This window comes from Bradyrhizobium sp. 956_D2_N1_4 (assembly GCF_052076025.1).
Classification (GTDB): domain Bacteria; phylum Pseudomonadota; class Alphaproteobacteria; order Rhizobiales; family Xanthobacteraceae; genus Bradyrhizobium; species Bradyrhizobium barranii.
Genome location: NZ_CP197237.1, coordinates 5,877,212 through 5,899,231, shown reverse-complemented (window position 1 = coordinate 5,899,231; position 22,020 = coordinate 5,877,212). Strand labels below are relative to the sequence as shown.

The following is a 22,020-nucleotide window of genomic DNA, read 5'->3' as shown; positions in this document are numbered from 1 at the left end:
CTAGCTTCTGAGCATGTCCGTGCAATTCAAATTCCACGACCATGTCGATCAGCGCCGGCGGCGCAAGATCATCAAGACCCTAGGCGATGCCGGCTACGCCGCCGAGAGCCTGTTTCCGGGACAGAAGCGGCAAAACCTGGCCGCGATCTTCACCGTCGCCGAGGCCGACGCCAAATCCGTTCGTGCCGCGCTCGACGATTTCGGCGATGACATCGAATATGTCGAGGCCTCGCCCAGGCGAGACCTCAAGGCCTGAGCGGCCTACACCGCATCGGCCGGCACGAAGCAACTGATGATGATCGCGCCGCGATGGTGGACGTACCACACCACGGCCTGGCCGACCGGATTGCCGCGATCGCGGATGATGGCGCGCTCGGGCACCTCCATCCACTGTCCCTCGATCGGTACCCAATAGGTGCCGCCTCGCACATCGTAGTCGGTGCGATGGCCGTCGGAGATGTCGCAGCAGGGCACGCCGTTCGGCGCGATCACGCTCTTGAACCAGGCGCGGATGTCGGGCGGCACGTGGTCGTATTGGCCGTTGTCGAACGCGAACGCGGCGCTCGTCTGCGCCATCGTCGCGGCCAACCAAACGCACAGCGCGAGCCTGTGCATGCGAACTCCTCCCTGCGTCGCGCGCCGACTGCGCGCGATCGCGTCGCGTTCGATTCGTATCGTTGATGCGATTAAGCCCGAGCTGTCAGCGCAATGCATGCTCAAATAATATGCGGCGCGAGAGGCGCCGCATATGATGCGTTGCGGTATGGGCGGCCAGCCAGGCGCACAGTGCGAACCTGCACGTACGGTCCTTCCTATCGCGTCTCAAGCGATGCAAGCAGCGACTTAGGCGCGACATTGCGCCATGCCATCTCGAGTGCGCTCCGCAACGTGACCTGATCGATCTTCGCCAGCTTCACATTCGTGCTGCCGCTCCTGCCCCAGGCGCCGGGGACCGGACGAAACATCTCCGGTTCCGCGTCGATAAGCACGGCCTGCTGGTCGGGAGTGAGCTTCACCATGCCCCATTTTTCATCGGGATAGCCCAGCGTCGCGAACACGCGCTTGCCGACACGAAAGTCGGCATGGCCGTGATGTGCGCCCTCGATGACGCCGGGAAGCGCCAGCGCAGCCTTGCGAAAGCGAGCGTTCGACATGCGGTCTTGCTGCTCGGCTCACATCGTCCGCTGCGGCGCGGTTTGCAGCAATTGCCTGACCTGCTCGACGTAGAATTTCGCGTTGCCGGTGGTGCCGTGGCCGCGCGTCTCGGTGCTCGCGGGGATCAGATACAGCTTGCCGTTCTTGACCCGCTTCATTGCCGCGTCCGTGATCCCGGTCTCCGGTGGGTTGCGCTCGTCGTCGGCGGAGTTGATCAGCAGCAGCGTCGCCTCGATCTGCTCGAGCTTGTCGCCGGCATTGTAGTCTTGCGAGGAGCCCCACTGGTAGAGGAAGTCGTTGGCATCCGCCGTGATCAGTGTCGCCAGCCGTTCGTCGACGATCTTGTCGGCCTTGGCCGCGGTCGGCGCCTGCTGCTGATAGGCCAGAGTGCCGCCGATGCTGGCGATGCCGTAGGCGGTGATGGCGTATTTCATCATGCGCGGCTGGCTGGTGTAGTTGCCGCCGTTGTAGTCGGGATCGTTGCTGATGGTGTCGAGCATAATCCGCCGCATCATCCAGTTGCGTGAGGCCATCTCGGTCGGCTGCGAGGCCATCGGCACCAGCGCGTCCATCTCCTGCGGATATTTCTCGCCCCACAGCCAGGTCTGCATGCCGCCCATCGAATTGCCGATCACGAGCCGCAGATGTTTGACGCCGAGGCCTTCCTTCACGAGGCGATGCTGCGCCTCGACCATGTCGTCGTAATTGTATTTCGGGAAGCTCGTCTTCATGCCGTCGGACGGTTTTGACGATTTGCCGTGGCCGATCGCGTCGGGGATGATGATGTAATATTTGGACGCATCGAGCGGCTGTCCCGCACCGAACAGCTCGCCGGCGAAGGCGGGCGACAGCATGCTCGCGCCCGAGCCGCCGGTGCCGTGCAGCACCAGCACGGGCTGGCCAGAGGGCTCGCCGACAGTGGTGTAGTGCAGCTTCAATTCCGGCATGGTCTCGCCGGTGTGCAACTTGAAGTCCTTGGCGATCCAGTCGCCTTGCTTCGGCGCTGGATAATCGGCGGCCATAACCGGCGTTGCGATGGACAGCAGGATGGCCGCTAGCGCCGCGCAAGACGTTTTCATGTTTCTCTCCCCATGCGGCTCATGGTCGGCCGCGTTGGACGCGATCTTATCAGCTGGTCACGGAGGATCGAGACCGGACCCATCATCGCCCCCCGAAAAACATTCCCCGATGGTGCGGCGCGCAAGGGGAATAATTGCGGATCAGATATGGCTGGTCCTGCCTATGACACGGCTGCGCCCGGGATGTAGGATTTCGGCCTCGCCAATCGTCCTCAGGGGAACACCGCTACGGGAGAGCCTGCATGTGCCGCAACATCAAGACGCTGTTCAACTTCGAGCCGCCCGCGACGGAGGACGAGATCCACGCCAGCGCGCTCCAGTTCGTGCGCAAGCTTTCCGGTTTCAACAAGCCGTCTCAGGCCAATGAAGAGGCCTTCGAGCTTGCGGTCGCGGAAGTGTCGGCGACTGCGCGAAAGCTCCTGACCTCACTGCATACCCATGCGCCGGCGCGCGACCGTGAGATCGAGGCGGAGAAGGCCAAGGAGCGTTCGCGGCTGCGGTTCGGTTAGGCGGTCCTGCGTCCATTCCGTGATCTGGCTCACGGTGAGAGCGGCCTCAAATTGCGATGACGTCCGCCGGGGTTTTGACAGCCCGGAGCACGACCATGAGCCGCCCCCTTATTCCTCTCAGAGCAGGTGCCGTCACCTTCACCGTGCTGTGGACCGCATGGATGATGTGGTGGAGCGGCTCCTACAGCAGCGTCAACCTTGTCATCCTGACGCTGCTCGGCACGCTGGTCGGCTATCTCTGGTACCGCGCCATGCGCTGGCAGTTCGAGCGCATGGGCATGCTGCCGCGCAAGGATGAGTCCTCCGGGGCGTCGAAGCAACTTCCGCCCGGCTAGTCCTTGTGGCCGTGCTTCTTCTTTTTCTTCTTCTTCCGGTGATCGTCGCCTTCGCCTTCGCCTTCGCCGTCGTCGGCCTCGTCATCGACGATCGCCTCTTCAACCTCGTGCACGGCGGCTTCCAGCGCCTCGCGTTCGGCAGCTTCACGCTCGCGCTGACGGCGGCGCTCGTCCCAGGCGTCGAAGAGTTGATCGAGCCACGGCAGCACCTGCTCGATCGACGGCAGCTGGCCGGGCGGTCCGGGCTCGCCGCGAGGGCCTTGCGGCCCCTGCGGCCCGGCCGCGCCCCGAGCACCGGCTTCGCCGGGCTTGCCCGGCAGGCCGGCCTTGCCTTGCGCTCCGGCCTTTCCGGCCGCCCCGGGCTTGCCTTGCGGTCCCGGCTTGCCGCGCTGGCCGTCTGGGCCGCGCCGGCCGGGATGCCCCTGCGGCCCTGGCCGTCCGGGTTCGCCCTGCCGTCCGCGCGGACCTTGCGGTCCCTGCCGTTTCTGTTCGTCTGCCACGCCGCTGCTCCCTTGACCGGAAGCAAGCTACTTAGCGGCGTTTGACGACAGCAGCAATTCCGCCGACGCCTTGCGCCGGGCTTGATCAACACCAATCGTGCCCGCGTGCTAGTCGTGATACGCGGGCACGTCGATGCCGGACGCTGCATAGATCCTGATCTTGTTGCGCAACGTGCGCACCGACAGGCCGAGCACGCGCGATGCGCGCGTGCGGTTGCCGTCGCAGCGTGCGAGCGTCTGGAGCACGAGCTCGCGCTCGACCTCGTCGACGGTCGCGCCGATCAGCAGCGGAACGATTTGGTTAGGGGCAAGAAATTGCGCGCCCGGATCGGACGCAGCGACATGAACAGTGGTCATCAACACACCTCCCGATCAACGCCCGCTTCCATCTTTGGAAGCGATCGAGAACCAACGGCCCCCTAGCCGTAGATCTACGGTGGGCGGGTTTGGTTAACGAGTGGTTAATCGCGGACGATCGCACCAATTGACCTTGGGATTGCCGCGAAGGTGCCGCGATTGGCACGGGATGCATAGCGATGCGGGCCGATTTTGCGCGCCCGCTCACACCGTCCGGTACCCGCCGTCCACCATCACGATCGTCCCCGTGACATAGGCCGACAGATCCGACGCCAGGAAGATCGCGGGGCCCACGATGTCCTCGGGCTTGCCGGTGCGCGCCAGCGGGGTGTGATCGACGAAGGCCTGCACCAGCGCCGGATTGGTCGCGCGCACGTTGGCGTTGATGTTGGTCTCGATGAAGCCCGGCCCGATCGCATTGACGCGCACGCCTTCCTTGCCGAGCTCGGCCGCGAGCGCCTTGGTGAAGCCGAGCACGCCGTGCTTCGAGGTCGTATACGCCGCCGAGCTCGGCGTGCGCAGATGCACGAAGGACTGGATCGAGCCGATATTGACGATGCGGCCCCTGGCGGCCCGCAGCGGCGCGAGGAACGCCTGCGTCACGTTGAAGACGCCGTTGAGGTTGAGCGAGATGATGTCGTTCCAGTCCTTCGCCACCGTCTCCGTGTCCGCGGTGAAGGCGTTGCGTCGGGTGATGCCGGCATTGTTGACGAGGATCGAGACCTGCCCGACCTTGTCGGCGACCTGCCTGGCGAGCGCAAAACAGTCGTCACGCTTGGTGACATCGAGCGCAAAGCTCTCGGCCTTGCCGCCGGCCTTGCGGATCTCCTGCGCGGCCTCCGCGACCGTGTCGGCGTTGACGTCGAGCAGCACCACTCGCGCGCCCTCGCGGGCGTAGCCGGCCGCGATCGCCCGGCCGATGCCGGATCCGGCGCCCGTGACGACGGCGATATGGTTTGCGAGCAATGCCATGACAATTTCCCCCTGGATTCGTTTCGAAGTTTCATGAAAGGCTAACTCGAAATTAAGGGGTCGGAAACGGCCGCCTTGGCATACTGATCTTCATTGCTAAACGTTGCGCGCATGATGGGACGGCTTGAATCCTGGAAACTCGCTCTCGAACGCCTGCGGTCGGCGCAGCCGGCCGGCTGGGCCGAGGCGGGCCGGCTCGTCGCCGAGATCGTGCGCATGAGCACGGATGCCACGCTGCGCCAGGCGGCCGAGCAGGCGCTTCCGGTGCTGCGCCAGGCCGTGGACAATGACGATCACAGCGTCACGCTGGCGGCCCAGCGCCGCATCGGCGTGATCCTCGAGGTCGTCCATGATCTCACCGCGCCACGCTTCGGCCGCCGCAACGCCATGCCGAAGAAGCTCTCGAGCGAAGATCGTGCCCGCAGGATGCTCGGCCTGCCGCTTGCCGTGCAGCTCACCTGCGACGACATCAACCAGGCCTACCGTCGCGCCGCCAAGGGCAAGCATCCCGACCAGGGCGGAAGCGCGCAAGCCTTCATCGACCTCGCCGCTGCGCGCGACATCCTGATCCATCCCGGCGCGCACAAGGACGCGTGAGGGCGCGCTGTCGCTGCGCCTCGTCGGTCCGCTCTGTGCAGGCAAAAAAAGAGCGGGCAAGAACGCGTCGCGCCCTTGCCCGCTCGTCGATCCGCCGATCGAAATCTTACCAGGTGCAGTGACCGCTCTTCAACGCGTGATCCTTCAGCACGAGTGCGTCGACGAAGGTCGGCACGGTCGTGCTGACGCGGGCGTAGTCGGAGGGCCACGGCGCGGTCGGGATGCTCTCGTCCCAGATCTGGCAGAAGCCGGTGTCCTGCCAGCGGATCAGGTGATAGCTGGCTTCGGCAGGGCTCGCGGCGACGAAGGCAGTGACGGCAAGACCGGCAGCAGCGCACAGCACGGAAATACGACGCATGATCAGCTCCTCAAATGAAAGATGTGATGCGCCTCCCGACAATGACGGGGAGGCATGGTGTGGGGCGCTTTTGGGGATGCGCCCCGGACAAGTTGTGAGTAGCTCCGCCGGCCGATCAGGTTCAAAGCGTGCGCGCAGGAAATGCGTCATTTGAGCCGGAAAACCAGCGCGCGCCTGCAAAGGAAAAGGGCGGGTCGCTCGCGCGGCCCGCCCTCAAAATCAAATTGGTCGCGTGACGCTCAGAGCGTGCAGCGGCGCTCCGAACGCAGCTTGATCTGGAGATCCGAAGCCGCGGTGAAGGTCGGGACCGGCTTGCTGACGACCTTGTAGGTCGACGCGCCCCACTGGAACGGCTTGTACTTCAGGTCCTCGTTCCAGACCTGGCAGATGCCGGTGTTGTCCCAGCGGATCACGTAATAGCCGACCGCCGCCGACGCCGGCACGGCAAACACGGAGGTGGCGATGCCGGCAACGGCACAGAGGGCGAGAACGCGACGCATGAAAAATCTCCTTGTGGGGATGTGGGACCCGAAAATCCGTGCGGTAAAAGCAGGTCCTTGGCAAGCCGAGGGGCGGCCGTTTCACGGATATGTCAGAGGGAGCCGTGCACTTGGTTCGGCCGAGTGCCCGACAAGACACATACGCCAAGACTCATACGCCAAGACACATGCGCCAAGACACATACGCTAAGCGTGGCTCACTTCGCCAGTGATGCAATTGCCTCGATCTCGATCAGCATTTTCGGGTCGGGCAGGGCCTGCACGACGCAGGTGGTGCGCGCCGGGTAGGGCGGCGGGCCGAACGCGCCGGCATAGAGTGCGTTCATCGCGGCGACGTCGGAAGCGCGCGTGAGCAGCACGTTGACCTTGACGAGATCGCGGACCGTCGCGCCGGCCTCGTCCAGCACGCGCTTGATGTTGACGGCGACGTTGGCGAACTGCGCCTCGAAACCGTCCGGCAGCGCGCCATTGCCGTCGAAGCCGGGAATGCCGGAGACGAACAGGAGATCGCCGACACGCGTGGCAAAGGACAGCGGCGGCGCCTTGACGTGCGGCGGGGGTGCGAAATGCTGGATCGACATGGGATCACCTCGGATGGAACGGTCGCGTCGCCCACACGAGCGTAGCGACATGCGGGGGAGTTGCAATCGGCATTGGGGAAGGCTGGTAAAACAAAAACGCGAAAACAACCCCATGCACCGTAGAAATCGTGAGCGTTTCAAATTCGGTATAGCCGAACAATTCGCTTGCTCCGTCGGGCAAAACAGGGGCAGAATGGCATCATGGCGGTGGTGCCGGTAGGCGGCCTCAAACTCCGCCGTCATGCCCCGCGACCCGGCTACGCCAAGGCTTCGCCGGGGCTGAGGTCCAGGGGCGCCGAAGCTTTAGCGTAGGCGGCAGGCGGGGCATCCAGTACGCCTCGGCTTCTTCGCATCTCATTGCCGTCTCGGCGTACTGGATCGCCCGGTCGAGCCGGGCGATGACAGTTGAATGCGCTGCTGCGGCAGACGCCTCACGGCTGCTCCATCATGTTGCCGCCGCGATCCATCGGATACATTCGCTGCGTCTGATTCGAATCCTCCCTTGAAAAATAGCCCCCGGAGACGCCCCATGAAGCTCGCTACCACCTTCCGCGCCGCGCTGGTCGCCATTGCCGCTCTGGCCGGCCTTTCGACCTCGGCGCTGGCCGACGGCGGCACCGTGGTGCTGACGATCTACAAGGCGGGCTGGATCATCGGCGGTTCGGGCGGCTCGGGCGTGCTGAACTTCCGCGGTCGCTCGTATGGGCTCTCGACCGGCGGGCTCGACTACGGCCTCGTGTTCGGCGGCTCCAAGACCGTGCTGCGTGGCCGCGTCTCCAACATCAACCGTCCTTCCGACGTCGCCGGCGTCTATGGCGCGGCCGGTGCCGGTCTTGCCGTCGGCCGTGGCGCTCGCGCCATCGTGCTGACCAACCAGAAGGGCGCGGTGCTGGAGCTGTCGGGCTACCAGACCGGCCTGATGGCGAATGCGGATCTGAGCGGGCTCGCGATCACGATGCGGTAAGGCGCGAGGCGTAGGGTGGGCAAAGCGAAGCGTGCCCACCATTCGTACCGCAAATGCGGATGCATGGTGGGCACGGCGCGCAAGGAGCGCGCCTTTGCCCACCCTACGAACTACGAACTCACCGCCGCATGAATCCGCTCGCAATGCGCGACGAGATTGGCGTGCGCATCGACGAAGGCCTTCAGCGGCGTCGGGATCGGAAAATAATAGATGTTGGCGATGAAGCCGTAGATGCCGGCATCACAGCTGGTCGGCGCTGCGCCGTGGACGAAGCCTGCCGTAGGCACGATCTCGGCCAGCACTTGCAGATCGGCAAGCCCCCGCGCGTAGGCCTGTTCGGGCGTGTAGCGGCCGATGCCCTGGTAATAATAGCGCTGCGCGTTGTAGGCCTTGGCTTTCTCGAATCCGGCCGCGTCGATCTGCGGATGCTGCGCGATGAAGGCGTCGCGGAATGCCGGATAGAACCGATCGTCCTTCCAGCGCGAATACGACATCACCCAGTAGAGATCGTCCAGCATGCGGGTGACGAGATGATTGGTCCGCCGTGCGTCCGGCGACAGCGCGGCATCGATGCTCAGACGATATTTGGCGATCGCATGCGCAATGATTGTCTCGCTGTCGCCGATGGTCTCGCCGTCGTCGACGACGTAAGGCAGCTGCCCGCGCGGCGCGGCAGAGGCATCGAAGACGTGCTCGTGCACGAACGGCACGCCTGCTAGCTTCAGGAACGCGTAGACCTTGAGGCCGTAGCCGTTGTTGTCGGCGACGCCGAACAGTTCCGGATAGGAATAGAGGGTCAGCATGGTCGCTCCCTTCAGCGCGATGGCACCTTGGCGTGTTGCTCCGTCGTGGCCGCTTGCGCGGCCTTGCTGGCGCGGATCATCAGGAACGCGCCGGAAGAGCCCTGCAGCTGCCAGCGCCCGTCGATTTCGGTCGCCTCGGCGTTCACCGTGCCTTCGTAATGGACCGTGTCGTAGCCGTGGCCGGGCGGCTCGTAGTGTTTGACGAACGAGACCGCGTTGCCGGAGCGCTGACCCGCGATCGAGGCGTTGTGGGTGCGCAGCGGGCATCGCGGGTTCGAGCAGGGCTCGGTCACGCTTCCGCTGAGCGCGCCGCCGGTTTCGACCAGAGTTGCGGTGAAGGTGACCATTCCGGTGCCCGGTTGAATGTAGCTGCCATCCCAGACGCCGGAGAGATCGTCGCTCATGGCGGTGCCTTCCTGCGGGCCGGTTGATATCAGGCTCTTCCACCTCAAGTCGTATCGCCGGAGCGACGGGCTGGCAACTGTCCTTGCGCATTGTGCGCAGCGTCATTCGATCGGAGGACGCCCGGCGTCGCCCGTTCGACGTATTAATTCGGGGTGATGTACCGCTTCAGTGAGAGGCGCGGCCTCTATCTGCTGGTCGATGCGGCGGTGAACACCGCCAGTTGCGCATCGAACGCCCGCCGGAATGCAGGCCGCGCTTCGCCGCGGGCGACATAGGCCGAGAGGTCGGGATATTCCTCCAGCAGGCGAGATGCATTCAACCGGCGCAGCACCGTCACCATCATGAGATCGCCGGCGCTGAACGCGCCGTCGAGCCACTCGGCCTCGCCGAGGCGACGCGACAATTCGCCGAGCCTGATACGGACCCGATCCTTCAGGACCGGCAGCCGCTCCTCGTACCAGCCCTTGTCGCGCTCGAACAGCATCGTCATCCCGAACTCGACGATCGGCGGCTCCAGCGTGTTGAGCGCGGCAAACATCCATGCGATCGCGCGGCTCCTCGCATTCGCATCCTTTGGCAACAATCCATCATGGCGTTCGGCGATATGGAGCACGATCGCGCCGGACTCGAACAAGGCGAGATCGCCGTCCTCATAGGTCGGAATCTGCCCGAACGGATGCAGCGCAAGATGGGCGGGGTCCTTCATCGCCGCGAACGACACGAGGCGGACGTCGCAGGGCAGGCCCACTTCCTCGAGCGCCCAGCGAACGCGCATGTCGCGCGCCTGCCCCTTGCCGCGGTCGGGTGAGTTTTCGAAGGCTGTGATGGTGGGCATCTGGCGGCTCCGGGGTGATCGGCGTTGCATTCAAAGGACGAACGGCCGGCTCGGGTTCCGACAGGGGCGCCGTAAAAAGTCCGGCGCCCGTGTCGGAACACCGTTCCGCCGCTCGTCCTTGCAGCGATGGTCGCGCGTCCGGTCCAAGACGAAAGGATACAATTTCATGACGTCAATCACGCCGTTCCTCTGGTTCGCCAACAACGTCCAGGAAGCCGTCGCCTTCTACAAAGCGGTGTTCCCCAACGCAAAAGTCGAGACCGTCAGCGACCTCATGGCGGTGTTCGAACTCGAAGGCCAGCGCTTCCACGCGCTCAACGGCGGGCCGCAATACCGCTTCACCGAGGCGGTCTCGTTCTTCATCAGCGTGGAGACGCAGGCCGAGGTCGACTACTTCTGGAGCCGCCTCACTGCCGACGGTGGCGAGGAATCCCGATGCGGATGGCTCAAGGACAAATTTGGACTGTCCTGGCAGGTGATCCCGTCGGCGCTCGGCCGCTACCTCGGCGATCCCGACCGTACCAGAGCGAACCGCGTCATGCAGGCGATGATGGAGATGCGGAAGATCATCATCGCGGACCTCGATAGGGCGTATGCGGGGTGACGGTGCCGTAGGGTGGGCAAAGGCGCGCTCTTCGCGCGCCGTGCCCACCGTTCTTCCGGATTTGTTGAGAGATGGTGGGCACGGCGCAAGAGCGCCTTTGCCCACCCTACGAAGCCAACCATCCGCATCGCCAATTCGCCTTGCATCGCTATACTGACGACCATCAGCAGGATGGTGATCCCATGGGAAACGAATTGGAAGGCAAGGTTGCTGCCGTGACCGGGGCCGCGTCGGGCATCGGGTTGGCGAGCACTGAAGCAATGCTGGCCGCGGGCGCGCGCGTGGTGATGGTCGACCGCGACGAGGCCGCGCTGAAGGCGCTCAGCAACAGGCATGGCGACGCCGTGATCCCGCTGGTCGTCGACCTCCTGGATCCCAGGGACTGCGCATCGTTGCTGCCGCGCGTCCTGGAGAAGGCAGGCCAGCTCGACATCCTGCATGCGAATGCTGGCACCTATGTCGGCGGCGATCTGGTCGATGCCGACACTATGGCCATCGACCGGATGCTGAACCTGAATGTCAACGTCGTGATGAAGAACGTGCACGACGTGCTGCCGCACATGATCGCGCGCCGGAGCGGCGACATCATCGTCACGAGCTCGCTGGCGGCGCATTTTCCGACGCCCTGGGAGCCGGTCTATGCGTCGTCCAAATGGGCGATCAACTGCTTCGTCCAGACGGTGCGGCGCCAGGTCTTCAAGCACGGCATTCGCGTCGGCTCGATCTCGCCCGGCCCGGTCGTCACCTCATTGCTCGCGGACTGGCCGCCGGAGAAGCTGAAGGAAGCCAGGGAAACGGGTAGCCTGCTGGAGGCCAGTGACGTGGCTGAGGTCGTGATGTTCATGCTGACACGGCCGCGCGGCATGACCATTCGCGACGTGGTCATGCTGCCGACCAATTTCGATCTTTAGGGCGGCAACGGGTGTTCTAACTCCTCATGGTGAGGAGGCGCGAAGCGCCGTCTCGAACCATGCAGGCCCGGATGTCGCCTGCGGCCATCCTTCGAGACGACCGCTGCGCGGTCTCCTCAGGATGAGGTCTGTGGGGGTTGAGCGTCCAACGCAGCGATCCACGCCGCAAGCTCCCGCCAAGGCTCCAGCGTCCAGTGACCGGACGCAGCGCCGGACGGCGAGGGCAGCACGAACACGTCGGGGAGCTTCTCCTCGCGCGGCTGCCGCCCCAGCGCGATCCCACTCGACGGCCTGCCGTAAAACAAGCTCGCGGCCTTCTTGCTCGTGAACGCAATCGTCCGCGGCCGATATGTTTCGATCTTGGCCCTGAAGCCGGGCACGTCGATCGTTTCAGTCGCGATCTGATGATCCATCCCGGCGCCCGACTTGGAGAGATCGGTGAAGCCGATCCCGAGTTCGAGCAGCATGGCGAACTCGCCCGGCTGATACCGCCGCGGCGTGATGCCGGCTTCATGGATCGCGCGCCAGAACCGGTTGCCGGGATGGGCGTAGTAGTGTCCGACCGCGGCCGAGCGCGTGCTGGCGGCGGTGCCGACGAAGACGAGGCGGAGGTTGGGGCGGAGCTGATCGGGGAGGCGGTGGGGGATTTCAGGCAAGTCGACAGCTTCTAGGTTTGCCAGTTGCATAAGAAAGCTCAGCCGGTCACAAATGCGTCCATTCAACCCGTGACACCAACAAGCGCACTAAAAGATTAAGAGGGAGCTCTCCGTGATCGTTCAAGAGTTGGCGGATCAGTTGCGCCAAGACTATGACACCGCCGAAGAAGGCAAGAAAGTGATAGCTATTCATCTGTTCGGCATTCGGTGGGCGAGTCAACTCGAAGGAATATCTTGTAAGGAGGTCGCTATCAGAGCTGGCATCCACGAATCGTACGGAACCGAAATTCGAAAGGGAGTTAACCTAGCCGAGTACGTCTCCATTCGATGAGTCTTCGATACCGAATTCTTAGCTTGAGCTGTTGTAGCCCGCATGAGCGGAGCGATATGCGGGAAAGCAAAGACCCCGGATATCGCTGCGCTCATCCGGGCTGCGCTTGCTAACTCGACTGGAGTGCTTAACGTGATTGATCCCGAAAATTGGCTCGCAAATCGTGCTCTTGGCTACGCTCAACTGAATGAGCGAGAACGGGCTGCCATTGCGCACTTTTCTCTTCTATGGGGCCTGTTTGAGTTACAGGTAATGAACGCGCGGGCAAACGCTGTGGGTCTTGTTAGGAAAGTAGAGGATTGGGATTCGACGAGAGGACTCCAGCGCGATCCATTTGAAGGTGCGTTTCACTATTTCAGGTCTCGCTATTTCTTGAATGGAACCTTCGGTGATCTCTTCGAAGGACTAAGATTTGGACGGAGCGATTGCCGGAAGTTGGTCGAGGAGGCTCTGAGCCAAGAACAGCCAACTCCGAAGGACATGATTGCGGCGTTATTGTTGATCACGTATCGGCTGAGGAATAATTTATTCCACGGCGAAAAGTGGGCCTACGGAATTCGGGATCAACGCCAAAATTTCGAGAATGCCAATCAAGTTCTAATGCGGGCGCTGGAGTTGAGCTAGCGGACGCTAAGGCTAGCCGTTCCGCGAAGGCGCTCGGTCAAAGAGCGATGGTAGGAGGCTCTAGTTACAAGATAGTCTCATAATGAGAGGGGCCGGACTTTCACCCGGCCCCTGAGTTCGATGGAGTAGGGATATCCTTCACAGCACCCGATTGCTCTCCTTCACCTTCTCCGCATCCAGATACACGCTTGAGCCCATCTCCTTGAACTTCGCGCTCATCTTCGCCATGCCGTCCTCGGCGGTGCCGCTCATCGACATGCCCACGCTGTTCGGGTCGTTCAGCGTCGCCGCATAGTCCCGCACGTCCTGGGTGATCTTCATCGAGCAGAATTTTGGTCCGCACATCGAGCAGAAATGCGCGACCTTGTGGGCTTCCTTCGGCAGGGTCTCGTCGTGGAAGTTCTTGGCGGTGTCGGGGTCGAGGCCGAGGTTGAACTGGTCGCTCCAGCGGAAGTCGAAACGGGCGCGGGAGAGCGCGTCGTCGCGGAGCTGGGCGGCCGGGTGGCCCTTGGCGAGGTCGGAGGCGTGCGCAGCGATCTTGTAGGTGATGACGCCGACCTTGACGTCGTTGCGATCAGGCAGGCCGAGATGCTCCTTCGGCGTGACGTAGCAGAGCATGGCGCAGCCGAACCAGCCGATCATGGCGGCGCCAATGCCCGAGGTGATGTGGTCGTAGCCCGGCGCGATGTCGGTGGTCAGCGGTCCAAGCGTGTAGAACGGCGCCTCGCCGCACTCCTTGAGCTGCTTGTCCATGTTGATCTTGATCTTGTGCATCGGCACGTGGCCGGGGCCCTCGATCATGACCTGACAGCCCTTGTCCCACGCGATCTTGGTCAGTTCACCGAGCGTCTCGAGTTCGGCGAACTGCGCGCGGTCGTTGGCATCCGCGATCGAGCCGGGGCGCAGGCCGTCGCCGAGCGAGAACGAGACGTCATACTTGCGCATGAGGTCGCAGATCTCGTCGAAATGGGTGTAGAGGAAGCTCTCCTTGTGATGCGCCAGGCACCACTTCGCCATGATCGAGCCGCCGCGGCTGACGATGCCGGTGACGCGGTTGGCGGTGAGGTGGATATAGGACAGGCGCACGCCGGCGTGGATGGTGAAGTAGTCGACGCCCTGCTCGCACTGCTCGATCAGCGTGTCCTTGTAGAGCTCCCAGGTCAGTTTGACGGGATCGCCTTCGCACTTCTCCAGCGCCTGGTAAATCGGCACGGTGCCGATCGGGATCGGCGCGTTGCGCAGAATCCATTCCCGGGTGGTGTGGATGTTGCGGCCGGTGGAGAGGTCCATCACGGTGTCGGCGCCCCAGCGGATCGCCCACACCATCTTGTCGACTTCCTCTTCCACCGACGACGTCACGGCGGAGTTGCCAATATTGGCGTTGATCTTGGTGAGGAAGTTGCGGCCGATGATCATCGGCTCCAACTCAGCGTGGTTGATGTTGCAGGGGATGATGGCGCGGCCGCGCGCGATCTCGGAGCGGACGAATTCCGGGGTGATGAAGGCAGGGACTTCGGCGCCAAAGCTTTCGCCGTCGGCCAGCGCTGCCTCCGCGCGATCGAGCTGTTTTTTGCGGCCGAGGTTTTCGCGCTCGGCGACGTAGATCATTTCCTTGGTGATGATGCCGGCGCGGGCGAATTCGAGCTGGGTGATCTTGTGGCCGTCGAGGCCGCGCAGCGGCTTGTGGTGCGCGGTGAAGGCCTTTGCGGCATGCGAGGCGCCGACGTTGCCATTGTCCTCCGGCTTGATATCGCGGCCCTGATACTCCTCGACGCCGCCTCGCTCCTTGACCCAGGCGAGACGGTTGCGCGACAGGCCGGCGTTGACGTCGATGGTAACGGTCGGGTCGGTGTAGGGGCCCGAGGTGTCGTAGACCGGCAGGTTGGGCTCGCCGGCGCCCTCGGAGAGGATGATCTCGCGCAACGGCACGCGGATGTCGGGCGCAGCGTCCGGAGACGCGAAGATTTTTCGCGACGAGGGCAGCGGGCCGGTGGTGACGGCGGGAACGGTCTTGTCGGGGTTGGAGCGGATGTTCATGGGATCCTCCGTTGTATCTCTCGTTCAGGCGGCTTTGGCGGAATCGCCAAGCCATTGTTTGACTCGCGCGTCCGGGTCGGCGTTTTGGGTGACGTCGCTGACGACGGCGATGGAATCTGCGCCGGCGGCAAAGATCTCCGCGGCGTGCTCGAACTTGATGCCGCCGATCGCGACCAGCGGGATGCTGCCGATCCGCTTCTTCCATTCCGTGATCTTCGGAATGCCCTGCGGTTCGAAGCGCATCGATTTGAGCGTGGTGAAGAAGATCGGACCGAGCGCGACGTAGTCGGGCTCTGCGGCACGCGCGGTCTCTAGCTCCGCGTCGTCATGGGTGGAGATGCCGAGCGACAGGCCGGCCTCGCGGATGGCCTTGAGGTCCGCTTCCGCCAGGTCTTCCTGACCGAGGTGCAGATATTTTGCGCCGGCGACGACGGCCGCGCGCCAATAGTCGTTCACGACCAGCTTGGCCTGCGTGTCCTTCGTGATCGCCAGCGCATCGGTGACGATCTGGAGCGCGTCGGCATCGTTGAGGTCTTTCGCGCGCAGCTGGATGGTGCCGACGCCGAGCTTGGTCAGGCGTTCGACCCATTTGAGGCTGTCGACGACGGGATAGAAGCGATCAGGATACGGCATGCCAGAATGGTGTCCCAACGACAGGGGTGGAGGGGGAAGCGAAGTCGCGGGCGTTCATCAGCCCGGCTTCGTAGGCGGTGCGGCCGGCATCACAGCCGAGACGGAAGGCATTGGCCATCGCGACGGGATCGGCGGCTTTAGCGATGGCGGTGTTGAGCAGCACGGCGTCGTAGCCGAGTTCGAGCGCCTCGGCCGCATGCGACGGCGCGCCGATGCCGGCATCGACCACCAGCGTGATATCAGGCAGGCGCTCGCGCAGCAGTTTCAGCGCGTCGCGGTTGGTGATGCCGCGGGCCGAGCCGATCGGCGCGGCCCAGGGCATGACGACCTTGCAGCCGACATCGACCAGGCGGTTCGCGACCGAGAGATCCTCGGTGCAATAGGGGAACACCTCAAAGCCGTCCTTGATCAGGATGGTGGCGGCTTCGACCAGGCCGACGACGTCGGGCTGCAGCGTGTCGTTGTCGGCGATCACTTCCAGCTTGATCCAGGATGTGCCGAACAATTCGCGCGCGAGTTTTGCGGTGGTCACGGCTTCGCGCACGCTGCGGCAGCCGGCGGTGTTCGGCAGCACGCTGACGTCGAGCTCGCGGATCAGATTCCAGAATGCGTCCCCGGTCTTGCCGCCGGCGGCTTCGCGGCGCAGCGATACCGTGACGATGTTCGAGCCGGAGGCACGGATCGCCGCCTGCATGATCGCAGGCGAGGGATACAGCGCGCTGCCGATCAGGAGGCGGGAGGGGAAGGATTTGCCGTAGAAGGTCACCATGTCCGAGGTGTCTCCTCAAGTTCAACTGTCGTCCCCGCGAAGGCGGGGACCCATACCGCGTGATTTCTCTTGGGGCACGTGGGGAGAGACCGGCCGCCATAACCGCTCCCTGTGGTTATGGGTCCCCGCCTTCGCGGGGACGACAAGTGGAGAGAGCGTGCCATCATCTCCCTCACCCTCCCTGCCGCGGCGTGATGATCTCGATCTCGTCGCCGGCCTTGAGGTGGGTCTCGGCCCAGCGGCTTTTCGGCACGACGTCGTAATTGAGCGCGATCGCGAAATGGGTGCCCTCGTAGTCGAGCTCGGCCAGCAGCGCGTCGACGCTTGCGGAATTCACCTCGCGCTGCTCGCCGTTGACGATCACGCGCATTGCATCACCTCATTGTCGATCTGGCCGCGCTGGACGTATTGCAGCGTCAGCTCGGCGAGCGCCGGTGCGATCAGGAAGCCGTGGCGGTAGAGCCCGTTAACGCTGATCTGGCCGCCACGAATGCCGATGCGCGGCAGATTGTCGGGGAAAGCGGGGCGCAAGCCCGAGCCGAATTCGACGATGCGGGCCTCGCCGAAAGCAGGATGCACGGCATAGGCCGCACCCAGCAGCTCCAGCGCGGAGCGCACGCTGACGCCGGTGTCCTCGGCCTCGATCGAGGTCGCGCCCAGCATGAACAGATTGTCCTCGCGCGGGATCACGTAGAGCGGCCAGCGCGGATGGATCAGCCGCACCGGGCGCGCCAGCCGCACCTCGCCGGTCTCGATCAAAATCATCTCGCCCTTGACGCCGCGCAACTCCGGCTGCTCGTCGCGCGCGCCGAGGCCGCGGCAGTCGATCACGATACCGTCGAGGTCTTTGGCGGAGACGTCGCTGGAGAACTTGATGATGCCGCCGGCGGCGCGGATGCGCTCGTGCAGCTTCGGCAGCACGCGGCGCGGCTCGACATGGCCCTCGGTCGGGAAGAACAGCGCGTCGCGGAAGCGGCCCTCCAGCGACGGCTCGAGCTCGGCAAGGCTGGTCGCATCTAGCCGGCGGTGGCCTTCGGTCATCCGCGCAAAGCGCTCGAAATCGTTGCGCTCGCGCGGGTGGGCGACGACGAGCGAGCCATTGAAGGGGGTGTCCGGCAGCTCGCGCCGCCAGATGTCCAGGGAGCGCTGGCCGAGCCTGGAGATGATGGGTTCGGCGACCTCCGCCTCGCACCAGGGCGCGAGCATCCCGCCGGCCCAATGGCTGGTGGAATCGGTCATCGCGGCGTCACCGCGCTCGTGTAGCGTCACGGCATGGCCGGCCTGCGCGAACAAAAGCGCCTGCCAGGCACCTGCAATGCCTGCGCCGATGATGGATACCGGGGAATCCGGTCGCTTGGTGGTCTGCAACATCCCTGTCCCTTCGCCGGCATGACCCGGATCAGGTTCAAAGGGTCACCGCGGTCCTGGGCCTTCTGACCCATTTAGCGGTATCTCAGCTCCTCCTCGGAGCACCCCTCGGAACGGCTCTAATGTATGCCAGCGGGACGGGGTGGTCAACGCGCTAGCCACAGGGCTGACATTCCGGCGCGGTCCGCCGGACCGAACCCCGGGTGCGCAATTGCGCACCGGGGAAGCTCGAGATTCCGGGCTCGATGCTTCGCATCGCCCCGGAATGACGGTGGCTAGTGGTTGGGAACCTGCGCCCGCGCATTGCTGACGCGCTGGGCCAGCTTCTTATGCGGCGCCGTCCCGAGCATCGGCTGCGGATTGCCGTTCGGCTCGAGCCAGGTGTCGCCCATATTGGCGACCTGCATGGCCTCCTGACGCTGCCGCTTTGCAACGTAGTAATAGCCGCCCGCGAAATAACGCACGGCTCGGGCGTGGTCGCCGTTGGCGGCGCGATAGGCGCCGGCGAGGTATTTGACGGCGTAGGTGAGGTTGGTGTTGGGATCGCGCAGGCCGGCGGCGTCGCCGGTGTAGCCGACCCCGCGGGCGGTCGCGAGCTTGATCTGCATCAGGCCGATGGTGCCGCCGCGACCGATCAGGCCGGGCTGATAGCGGCTCTCGCGCATGATGACGCGATGCACCAGCGCTTCCGGCACGCCGTTGGCGCGGGCATGGGCCGCGACCATCTCGGCATATTCGGCTTCGCCCGCGAATGCGGCCTGGGGCAACATCAGCCCGGCCGCAGCGACCACGGCAATACGCAAAATTTTCATTGAATTATTCCTCGGCAGAACGAACCTGCACCCGTGCGCGTTAGGCCGTGGGAACACGGCGATGATGTGGCGAAACGCCGCCAGCGGCGATTTTCGCGGGGCCGTCGTTTTTACGACTCAAACCCAGGTTAGGATTGCACTTGGCGATGTGCGTTACGCGACAGCAGGTCTGTCTATTCGTGCATTCGCCCAAAAATCGCTATTCAAAATTCGGGAGAACGTCCATGACCCGAGCAGACATCGGCGACATCCCCAAGCAGAACCCCTGTGCGCAATGTGGGGCACCGATCCCGTCTCCGGACTGGATCGAGCCGGGCGAAGGCCGCGTTTCCTATCTCTGGAAATGCCACGCCTGCGGCTACCGCTTTGAGGCGGTGGCGATCTTCGATGAGCACCCGATCGAGCATCCGCCGCTCGCCGCCTGAGGCGTGCCTTACGCCGCCCGCCGCGGCTGCTGCCATACCGGCAACTGCATCCGCACGATCAGCCCGTGCGGCGCGCGGTCGTGCAACGACAATTCGCCGCCATGAGCGATCGCGATGGCGCGCGCGATCGACAGGCCGAGCCCGAAGCCGGTGTGCTCGTCCATGGTGCGCGCGTCGTCGCCGCGCGCGAACGGCTCCAGCATCTCCTGCTTGCGCGCATCCGAGATGCCGGGGCCGTCGTCCTCGACGTCGATGACGAGCCTGGTGCCTGATACGTCGAGGCGGATCGTCACTTCGGCGCCGAAGCGAACCGCGTTCTCGACGAGGTTGGTGACGCCCCGATGCAGCTCGTCGGGCCGCGCGGCGGCCGTAGCCGAAGCGGGGCCGTCATAGTGCACGACATGGCCCATGTCGCCGAACTGGTCGGCGATGACCTGGAGCGTGCTCGCGATGTCGACCAGCGTCACCGCCTCGATCTTGCGGTCGTTGCGCAGCAGCGACAACACGGATTCCAGCATCGAGCGCATCTGGTCGAGATCGATCAGCATGCGCCTTCGGTTGCCCTCGTCCTCGATGAACTCGGCGCGCAGGCGCAGCCGGGTGATCGGCGTTCGCAGGTCGTGGCTGATCGCCGCCAGCATCCGGGTGCGATCCGACATCAGCCGCGCGATCCGCTCATGCATGCGGTTGAGCGCGCGCGCGACCGAGCGGATCTCCTCCGGGCCGCGCTCGGGCAGCGGATCGGCCGCCCCGTCCAGGCTGAAATTCTCGGCGGCCCTGGCAAACGAGGACAGCGGCGCGGCCAGCGCGTAGGCCGCCCACAGGCCGAGCATCGTGACGCTGATCAGCGCGAACAGCAGCGTTATCATCCAGGGGCCGCCCCAGAACCGCGGCGGATGCGGGCCCTGCTCGACGCGGCCTGCGATCACGCTGCCGTCGGGAAGCTCGACCGCGACGCGGTGCACGCCGAAATTCGGGGGCAGCGCGACCACCTTGTACTGATGGCCGAGATGCCGGCGCACGTTGCGCAGATGCGGGCCCTCCCTGTCGTCGGCGACGGAGAAGGTCCCCGGCGCGAGGAGCTCGATGCCGGCCTTCGGAAACGCACGCACGATATTGGCGAGGATGCGCGGCCGCTCGCTCGCATCCGTGCCGTTGAGCAGCAGCGCCGCGTCCGCGAGCTGATGGGCGGCGTCGGGCGGCGGCTCGGCCCGGTCCGGCCGGCTGATCAGAAAGCTGGCGGTGAGGATCAGATGCAGCGCGACGATCGACGCCACCACCAGCGCGGCGATCTGTCCACCGATGCTTTTGAGGTGGAAGAAGCGGAACGGCGTCATGACGACCGCTCCACTAACTGCCCAGGGTCGCCGCGACCGCTTCATTGCCAGCTGCTTCAGTCCCGGCCGCTTCGGTTCTGGGCGTGAACAGATAGCCGCCGGAGCGCACCGTCTTGATGATGGTGGGATCGGCCGGATTGGGCTCGATCTTGCGGCGGATGCGGCTGACCAGCACGTCGATCGAGCGCTCGAACGAGCCGGTGTTGCGCCCTTGCGTGAGGTCGAGCAGGCTGTCGCGCGACAGCACGCGGCCGGGCCGTTCGCAGAACGTCCGCAAAAGATCGAACTCGGCGCTGGTCACCGCGACGCGCGCGCCTTCCGGATTGCGCAATTCGCGCAGGCGCAGATCGATGCGCCAGCCCTCGAAGACGAGCGTGGAGGCGCCCTCGATCGAGCTTGCCGCCTGGGCTGCGGCCTGGCGGCGCAGCACCGCGTTGATGCGTGCGAGCAGCTCGCGCGGGTTGAACGGCTTCGGCAGATAGTCGTCCGCGCCCATCTCGAGGCCGACGATGCGATCGACGTCCTCGCCGCGCGCGGTCAGCATGATGATCGGCGTCTGCGCCTCCGAGCGTACCTTGCGGCACAGGCTCAAGCCGTCCTCGCCGGGCAGCATGACGTCGAGGATGATGAGGTCGACCCTGTGATCGGCCAAGGCACGCGACATCTCCCGACCATCGCTCACGGTGGTGACGTTGCAGGCGTTGTTGCGCAGGTACTTTGCAATCAACGTCCGGGTTTCGCGGTCGTCCTCGACGACCAGGATGTTGGGATTGGCCATGCGCTTTGTTTGTCCAAGATTCGGGCCAAAAGGCGAAGATTTTTGTTTCGGATTGTTTCTGCCTGTCCGGGCGCAACAGCAGGCAATACCCGGGCAGGGAAGCGGCAAGGTCTCGTTAAGGCCGCTAACCATACCGTGGCGGTGTCGCTTACGAAACCCCGCAAAAGCCACGGAGCCATTATGACCTCGATTTCGGCGGCCTCCGCCGGTAACTACCAGTCGCCCCTGCAGCGGCTTCAGCAGCAATTGCAATCGGACGTTTCCGACGGCACGATCTCGTCGTCGGACCAGTCGGCGCTCTCGACGGCGCTGACCGATATCGACACCGCCTTGCAGTCGAGCCGATCCAGCGATCAGTCGAGCGGCACGCGTCCTTCCAAGGACGAGATGAAGTCGAAGATCGACGATCTCATCGCCAACGAAGTGTCGAACGGGACGCTGACCTCGGACCAGGCGGACGAACTGAAGAACGTGTTTCAGTCCGCTTTCGCCAAGGGGCCCGGCGGCGCCGGTGGCCCCGGTGGTCCGGGTGGTGCGGGCGGACCGCCGCCCGGTCCGCCGCCGGATGACAGCTCGTCGGATTCGTCCTCGACGGACTCGACCAGCAGCACGTCGACCAACACGACCACGGCGGACATTCTCCAGCAATTCCTCCAGGCGCTCCAGCAGTCGCAATCGTCGAGCGCGTCCTACGGCGCCAACGGCAGCTCATTCGGCGGTTCGGATTTCTCCGCACTTCTAATCGACTTCAAGAGCTGACCTGAGCGACGCAGGTCGGCGCGTTC

At 64.4% G+C, this 22,020-nt stretch carries 32 protein-coding genes and 1 riboswitch; of the genes, 11 read left to right on the top strand and 21 right to left on the bottom strand.

All coding sequences use genetic code 11. The annotated features are described in order from the left end of the window. The first annotated feature begins 13 nt into the window (after window positions 1-13). Window positions 14-256 carry a hypothetical protein gene (locus tag AB7535_RS27960; protein WP_085405162.1) on the top strand — a complete coding sequence of 81 codons (243 nt, stop codon included), beginning with the start codon at window positions 14-16 and terminating at the stop codon, window positions 254-256. Between the two features lie 5 nt (window positions 257-261). On the opposite strand, the gene AB7535_RS27955 is transcribed toward AB7535_RS27960, so the two are convergent. The 3 genes from AB7535_RS27955 to AB7535_RS27945 all read right to left on the bottom strand — a co-directional run bounded on the left by AB7535_RS27955 (window position 262) and on the right by AB7535_RS27945 (window position 2,234). Then, window positions 262-615, bottom strand: a complete 354-nt coding sequence (locus tag AB7535_RS27955; RefSeq protein ID WP_028152315.1) for a hypothetical protein — start codon at window positions 613-615, stop codon at window positions 262-264. Between the two features lie 197 nt (window positions 616-812). Continuing rightward, on the bottom strand, window positions 813-1,154 hold the full coding sequence (locus AB7535_RS27950) for an MmcQ/YjbR family DNA-binding protein (protein ID WP_085405161.1): 342 nt from the start codon (window positions 1,152-1,154) through the stop codon (window positions 813-815). 18 nt (window positions 1,155-1,172) lie between these two features. Further along, window positions 1,173-2,234: an alpha/beta fold hydrolase gene (locus AB7535_RS27945; RefSeq protein ID WP_085405160.1), complete on the bottom strand. Its 1,062-nt coding sequence runs from the start codon at window positions 2,232-2,234 to the stop codon at window positions 1,173-1,175. 242 nt (window positions 2,235-2,476) lie between these two features. Here AB7535_RS27945 and AB7535_RS27940 point away from each other — a divergent pair, with 242 nt between their 5' ends. After that, window positions 2,477-2,743, top strand: coding sequence for a DUF2277 domain-containing protein (locus tag AB7535_RS27940; protein WP_085405159.1), 267 nt, complete (start codon window positions 2,477-2,479; stop codon window positions 2,741-2,743). Window positions 2,744-2,838: 95 nt separating this feature from the next. Then, a complete protein-coding gene (locus AB7535_RS27935; protein ID WP_028152311.1) occupies window positions 2,839-3,078 on the top strand; it encodes a hypothetical protein in 240 nt (79 codons plus the stop codon). On the opposite strand, the gene AB7535_RS27930 is transcribed toward AB7535_RS27935, so the two are convergent. The 3 genes from AB7535_RS27930 to AB7535_RS27920 all read right to left on the bottom strand — a co-directional run bounded on the left by AB7535_RS27930 (window position 3,075) and on the right by AB7535_RS27920 (window position 4,907). Further along, the gene (locus AB7535_RS27930; protein WP_085405158.1) at window positions 3,075-3,578 is read right to left on the bottom strand and encodes a collagen-like triple helix repeat-containing protein; all 504 of its coding nucleotides are present in this window, start codon (window positions 3,576-3,578) and stop codon (window positions 3,075-3,077) included. The genes AB7535_RS27935 and AB7535_RS27930 overlap by 4 nt on opposite strands. Window positions 3,579-3,686: 108 nt before the next feature. Further along, entirely contained in the window at window positions 3,687-3,935 is a 249-nt protein-coding gene (locus AB7535_RS27925) for a helix-turn-helix domain-containing protein (RefSeq protein WP_071910270.1), read from the bottom strand. A 204-nt stretch (window positions 3,936-4,139) separates the two neighbouring features. Continuing rightward, entirely contained in the window at window positions 4,140-4,907 is a 768-nt protein-coding gene (locus AB7535_RS27920; RefSeq protein WP_085405157.1) for an SDR family NAD(P)-dependent oxidoreductase, read from the bottom strand. A 111-nt stretch (window positions 4,908-5,018) separates the two neighbouring features. Here AB7535_RS27920 and AB7535_RS27915 point away from each other — a divergent pair, with 111 nt between their 5' ends. Further along, window positions 5,019-5,504 (top strand): molecular chaperone DnaJ, encoded by a 486-nt coding sequence (locus AB7535_RS27915; RefSeq protein WP_085405156.1) that lies wholly within the window; start codon window positions 5,019-5,021, stop codon window positions 5,502-5,504. Window positions 5,505-5,610: 106 nt separating this feature from the next. On the opposite strand, the gene AB7535_RS27910 is transcribed toward AB7535_RS27915, so the two are convergent. From AB7535_RS27910 to AB7535_RS27900, 3 genes are all read right to left on the bottom strand, one after another. After that, window positions 5,611-5,862 carry a hypothetical protein gene (locus AB7535_RS27910; protein WP_085405155.1) on the bottom strand — a complete coding sequence of 84 codons (252 nt, stop codon included), beginning with the start codon at window positions 5,860-5,862 and terminating at the stop codon, window positions 5,611-5,613. Between the two features lie 239 nt (window positions 5,863-6,101). Continuing rightward, entirely contained in the window at window positions 6,102-6,362 is a 261-nt protein-coding gene (locus AB7535_RS27905) for a hypothetical protein (protein WP_085405154.1), read from the bottom strand. A 197-nt stretch (window positions 6,363-6,559) separates the two neighbouring features. Next, a complete protein-coding gene (locus AB7535_RS27900; protein ID WP_085405153.1) occupies window positions 6,560-6,943 on the bottom strand; it encodes a RidA family protein in 384 nt (127 codons plus the stop codon). A 529-nt stretch (window positions 6,944-7,472) separates the two neighbouring features. Here AB7535_RS27900 and AB7535_RS27895 point away from each other — a divergent pair. Further along, complete coding sequence (locus AB7535_RS27895; protein WP_085405152.1) at window positions 7,473-7,907, top strand: hypothetical protein; 435 nt, start codon at window positions 7,473-7,475, stop codon at window positions 7,905-7,907. A gap of 110 nt (window positions 7,908-8,017) precedes the next feature. On the opposite strand, the gene AB7535_RS27890 is transcribed toward AB7535_RS27895, so the two are convergent. From AB7535_RS27890 to AB7535_RS27880, 3 genes are all read right to left on the bottom strand, one after another. Beyond that, complete coding sequence (locus AB7535_RS27890; protein WP_085405151.1) at window positions 8,018-8,710, bottom strand: glutathione S-transferase family protein; 693 nt, start codon at window positions 8,708-8,710, stop codon at window positions 8,018-8,020. An 11-nt stretch (window positions 8,711-8,721) separates the two neighbouring features. Continuing rightward, window positions 8,722-9,114 (bottom strand): hypothetical protein, encoded by a 393-nt coding sequence (locus tag AB7535_RS27885; RefSeq protein ID WP_085405150.1) that lies wholly within the window; start codon window positions 9,112-9,114, stop codon window positions 8,722-8,724. A 185-nt stretch (window positions 9,115-9,299) separates the two neighbouring features. Continuing rightward, entirely contained in the window at window positions 9,300-9,950 is a 651-nt protein-coding gene (locus tag AB7535_RS27880; protein WP_085405149.1) for a glutathione S-transferase family protein, read from the bottom strand. 166 nt (window positions 9,951-10,116) lie between these two features. On the opposite strand from AB7535_RS27880, the gene AB7535_RS27875 reads away from it, so the two are divergent. Both AB7535_RS27875 and AB7535_RS27870 read left to right on the top strand, forming a co-directional pair. Then, window positions 10,117-10,554 carry a VOC family protein gene (locus AB7535_RS27875; RefSeq protein WP_085405148.1) on the top strand — a complete coding sequence of 146 codons (438 nt, stop codon included), beginning with the start codon at window positions 10,117-10,119 and terminating at the stop codon, window positions 10,552-10,554. Window positions 10,555-10,736: 182 nt separating this feature from the next. Then, window positions 10,737-11,465: an SDR family oxidoreductase gene (locus tag AB7535_RS27870; RefSeq protein ID WP_085405317.1), complete on the top strand. Its 729-nt coding sequence runs from the start codon at window positions 10,737-10,739 to the stop codon at window positions 11,463-11,465. Window positions 11,466-11,581: 116 nt separating this feature from the next. On the opposite strand, the gene AB7535_RS27865 is transcribed toward AB7535_RS27870, so the two are convergent. Then, window positions 11,582-12,151 (bottom strand): mismatch-specific DNA-glycosylase, encoded by a 570-nt coding sequence (locus tag AB7535_RS27865; protein ID WP_094184514.1) that lies wholly within the window; start codon window positions 12,149-12,151, stop codon window positions 11,582-11,584. Between the two features lie 82 nt (window positions 12,152-12,233). Between AB7535_RS27865 and AB7535_RS27860 the strand changes: the two genes are divergently transcribed. Both AB7535_RS27860 and AB7535_RS27855 read left to right on the top strand, forming a co-directional pair. Beyond that, window positions 12,234-12,452: an HTH-like domain-containing protein gene (locus tag AB7535_RS27860; protein WP_085405147.1), complete on the top strand. Its 219-nt coding sequence runs from the start codon at window positions 12,234-12,236 to the stop codon at window positions 12,450-12,452. A gap of 132 nt (window positions 12,453-12,584) precedes the next feature. Then, a complete protein-coding gene (locus AB7535_RS27855) occupies window positions 12,585-13,076 on the top strand; it encodes a hypothetical protein (RefSeq protein ID WP_135214818.1) in 492 nt (163 codons plus the stop codon). A 138-nt stretch (window positions 13,077-13,214) separates the two neighbouring features. Here the strand turns inward: AB7535_RS27855 and thiC are convergent, their stop codons facing one another. The 6 genes from thiC to AB7535_RS27825 all read right to left on the bottom strand — a co-directional run bounded on the left by thiC (window position 13,215) and on the right by AB7535_RS27825 (window position 18,695). Further along, on the bottom strand, window positions 13,215-15,113 hold the full coding sequence (thiC, locus tag AB7535_RS27850) for a phosphomethylpyrimidine synthase ThiC (protein ID WP_085405145.1): 1,899 nt from the start codon (window positions 15,111-15,113) through the stop codon (window positions 13,215-13,217). A gap of 24 nt (window positions 15,114-15,137) precedes the next feature. Further along, a complete protein-coding gene (locus AB7535_RS27845) occupies window positions 15,138-15,746 on the bottom strand; it encodes a thiamine phosphate synthase (protein ID WP_085405144.1) in 609 nt (202 codons plus the stop codon). Beyond that, window positions 15,733-16,515, bottom strand: coding sequence for a thiazole synthase (locus AB7535_RS27840; protein ID WP_085405143.1), 783 nt, complete (start codon window positions 16,513-16,515; stop codon window positions 15,733-15,735). The genes AB7535_RS27845 and AB7535_RS27840 overlap by 14 nt, the downstream gene beginning before the upstream one ends. 172 nt (window positions 16,516-16,687) lie before the next feature. Continuing rightward, on the bottom strand, window positions 16,688-16,885 hold the full coding sequence (gene thiS / locus AB7535_RS27835) for a sulfur carrier protein ThiS (protein WP_028153774.1): 198 nt from the start codon (window positions 16,883-16,885) through the stop codon (window positions 16,688-16,690). Beyond that, window positions 16,876-17,886, bottom strand: a complete 1,011-nt coding sequence (locus AB7535_RS27830) for an FAD-dependent oxidoreductase (RefSeq protein WP_085405142.1) — start codon at window positions 17,884-17,886, stop codon at window positions 16,876-16,878. The genes thiS and AB7535_RS27830 overlap by 10 nt, the downstream gene beginning before the upstream one ends. Beyond that, a riboswitch (TPP riboswitch) is annotated at window positions 17,874-18,002 on the bottom strand. It overlaps the preceding gene by 13 nt. A 156-nt stretch (window positions 18,003-18,158) precedes the next feature. Continuing rightward, window positions 18,159-18,695: a lytic transglycosylase domain-containing protein gene (locus AB7535_RS27825; protein ID WP_085405141.1), complete on the bottom strand. Its 537-nt coding sequence runs from the start codon at window positions 18,693-18,695 to the stop codon at window positions 18,159-18,161. A gap of 224 nt (window positions 18,696-18,919) precedes the next feature. Between AB7535_RS27825 and AB7535_RS27820 the strand changes: the two genes are divergently transcribed. Next, window positions 18,920-19,120: a hypothetical protein gene (locus AB7535_RS27820; protein WP_028153771.1), complete on the top strand. Its 201-nt coding sequence runs from the start codon at window positions 18,920-18,922 to the stop codon at window positions 19,118-19,120. An 8-nt stretch (window positions 19,121-19,128) separates the two neighbouring features. On the opposite strand, the gene AB7535_RS27815 is transcribed toward AB7535_RS27820, so the two are convergent. Both AB7535_RS27815 and AB7535_RS27810 read right to left on the bottom strand, forming a co-directional pair. Then, window positions 19,129-20,457: an ATP-binding protein gene (locus AB7535_RS27815; protein WP_085405140.1), complete on the bottom strand. Its 1,329-nt coding sequence runs from the start codon at window positions 20,455-20,457 to the stop codon at window positions 19,129-19,131. A 13-nt stretch (window positions 20,458-20,470) separates the two neighbouring features. Next, window positions 20,471-21,235 (bottom strand): response regulator, encoded by a 765-nt coding sequence (locus AB7535_RS27810; RefSeq protein WP_085405139.1) that lies wholly within the window; start codon window positions 21,233-21,235, stop codon window positions 20,471-20,473. A 180-nt stretch (window positions 21,236-21,415) separates the two neighbouring features. Between AB7535_RS27810 and AB7535_RS27805 the strand changes: the two genes are divergently transcribed. Continuing rightward, entirely contained in the window at window positions 21,416-21,994 is a 579-nt protein-coding gene (locus AB7535_RS27805) for a hypothetical protein (RefSeq protein WP_085405138.1), read from the top strand. The last annotated feature ends 26 nt before the right edge of the window (window positions 21,995-22,020 follow it).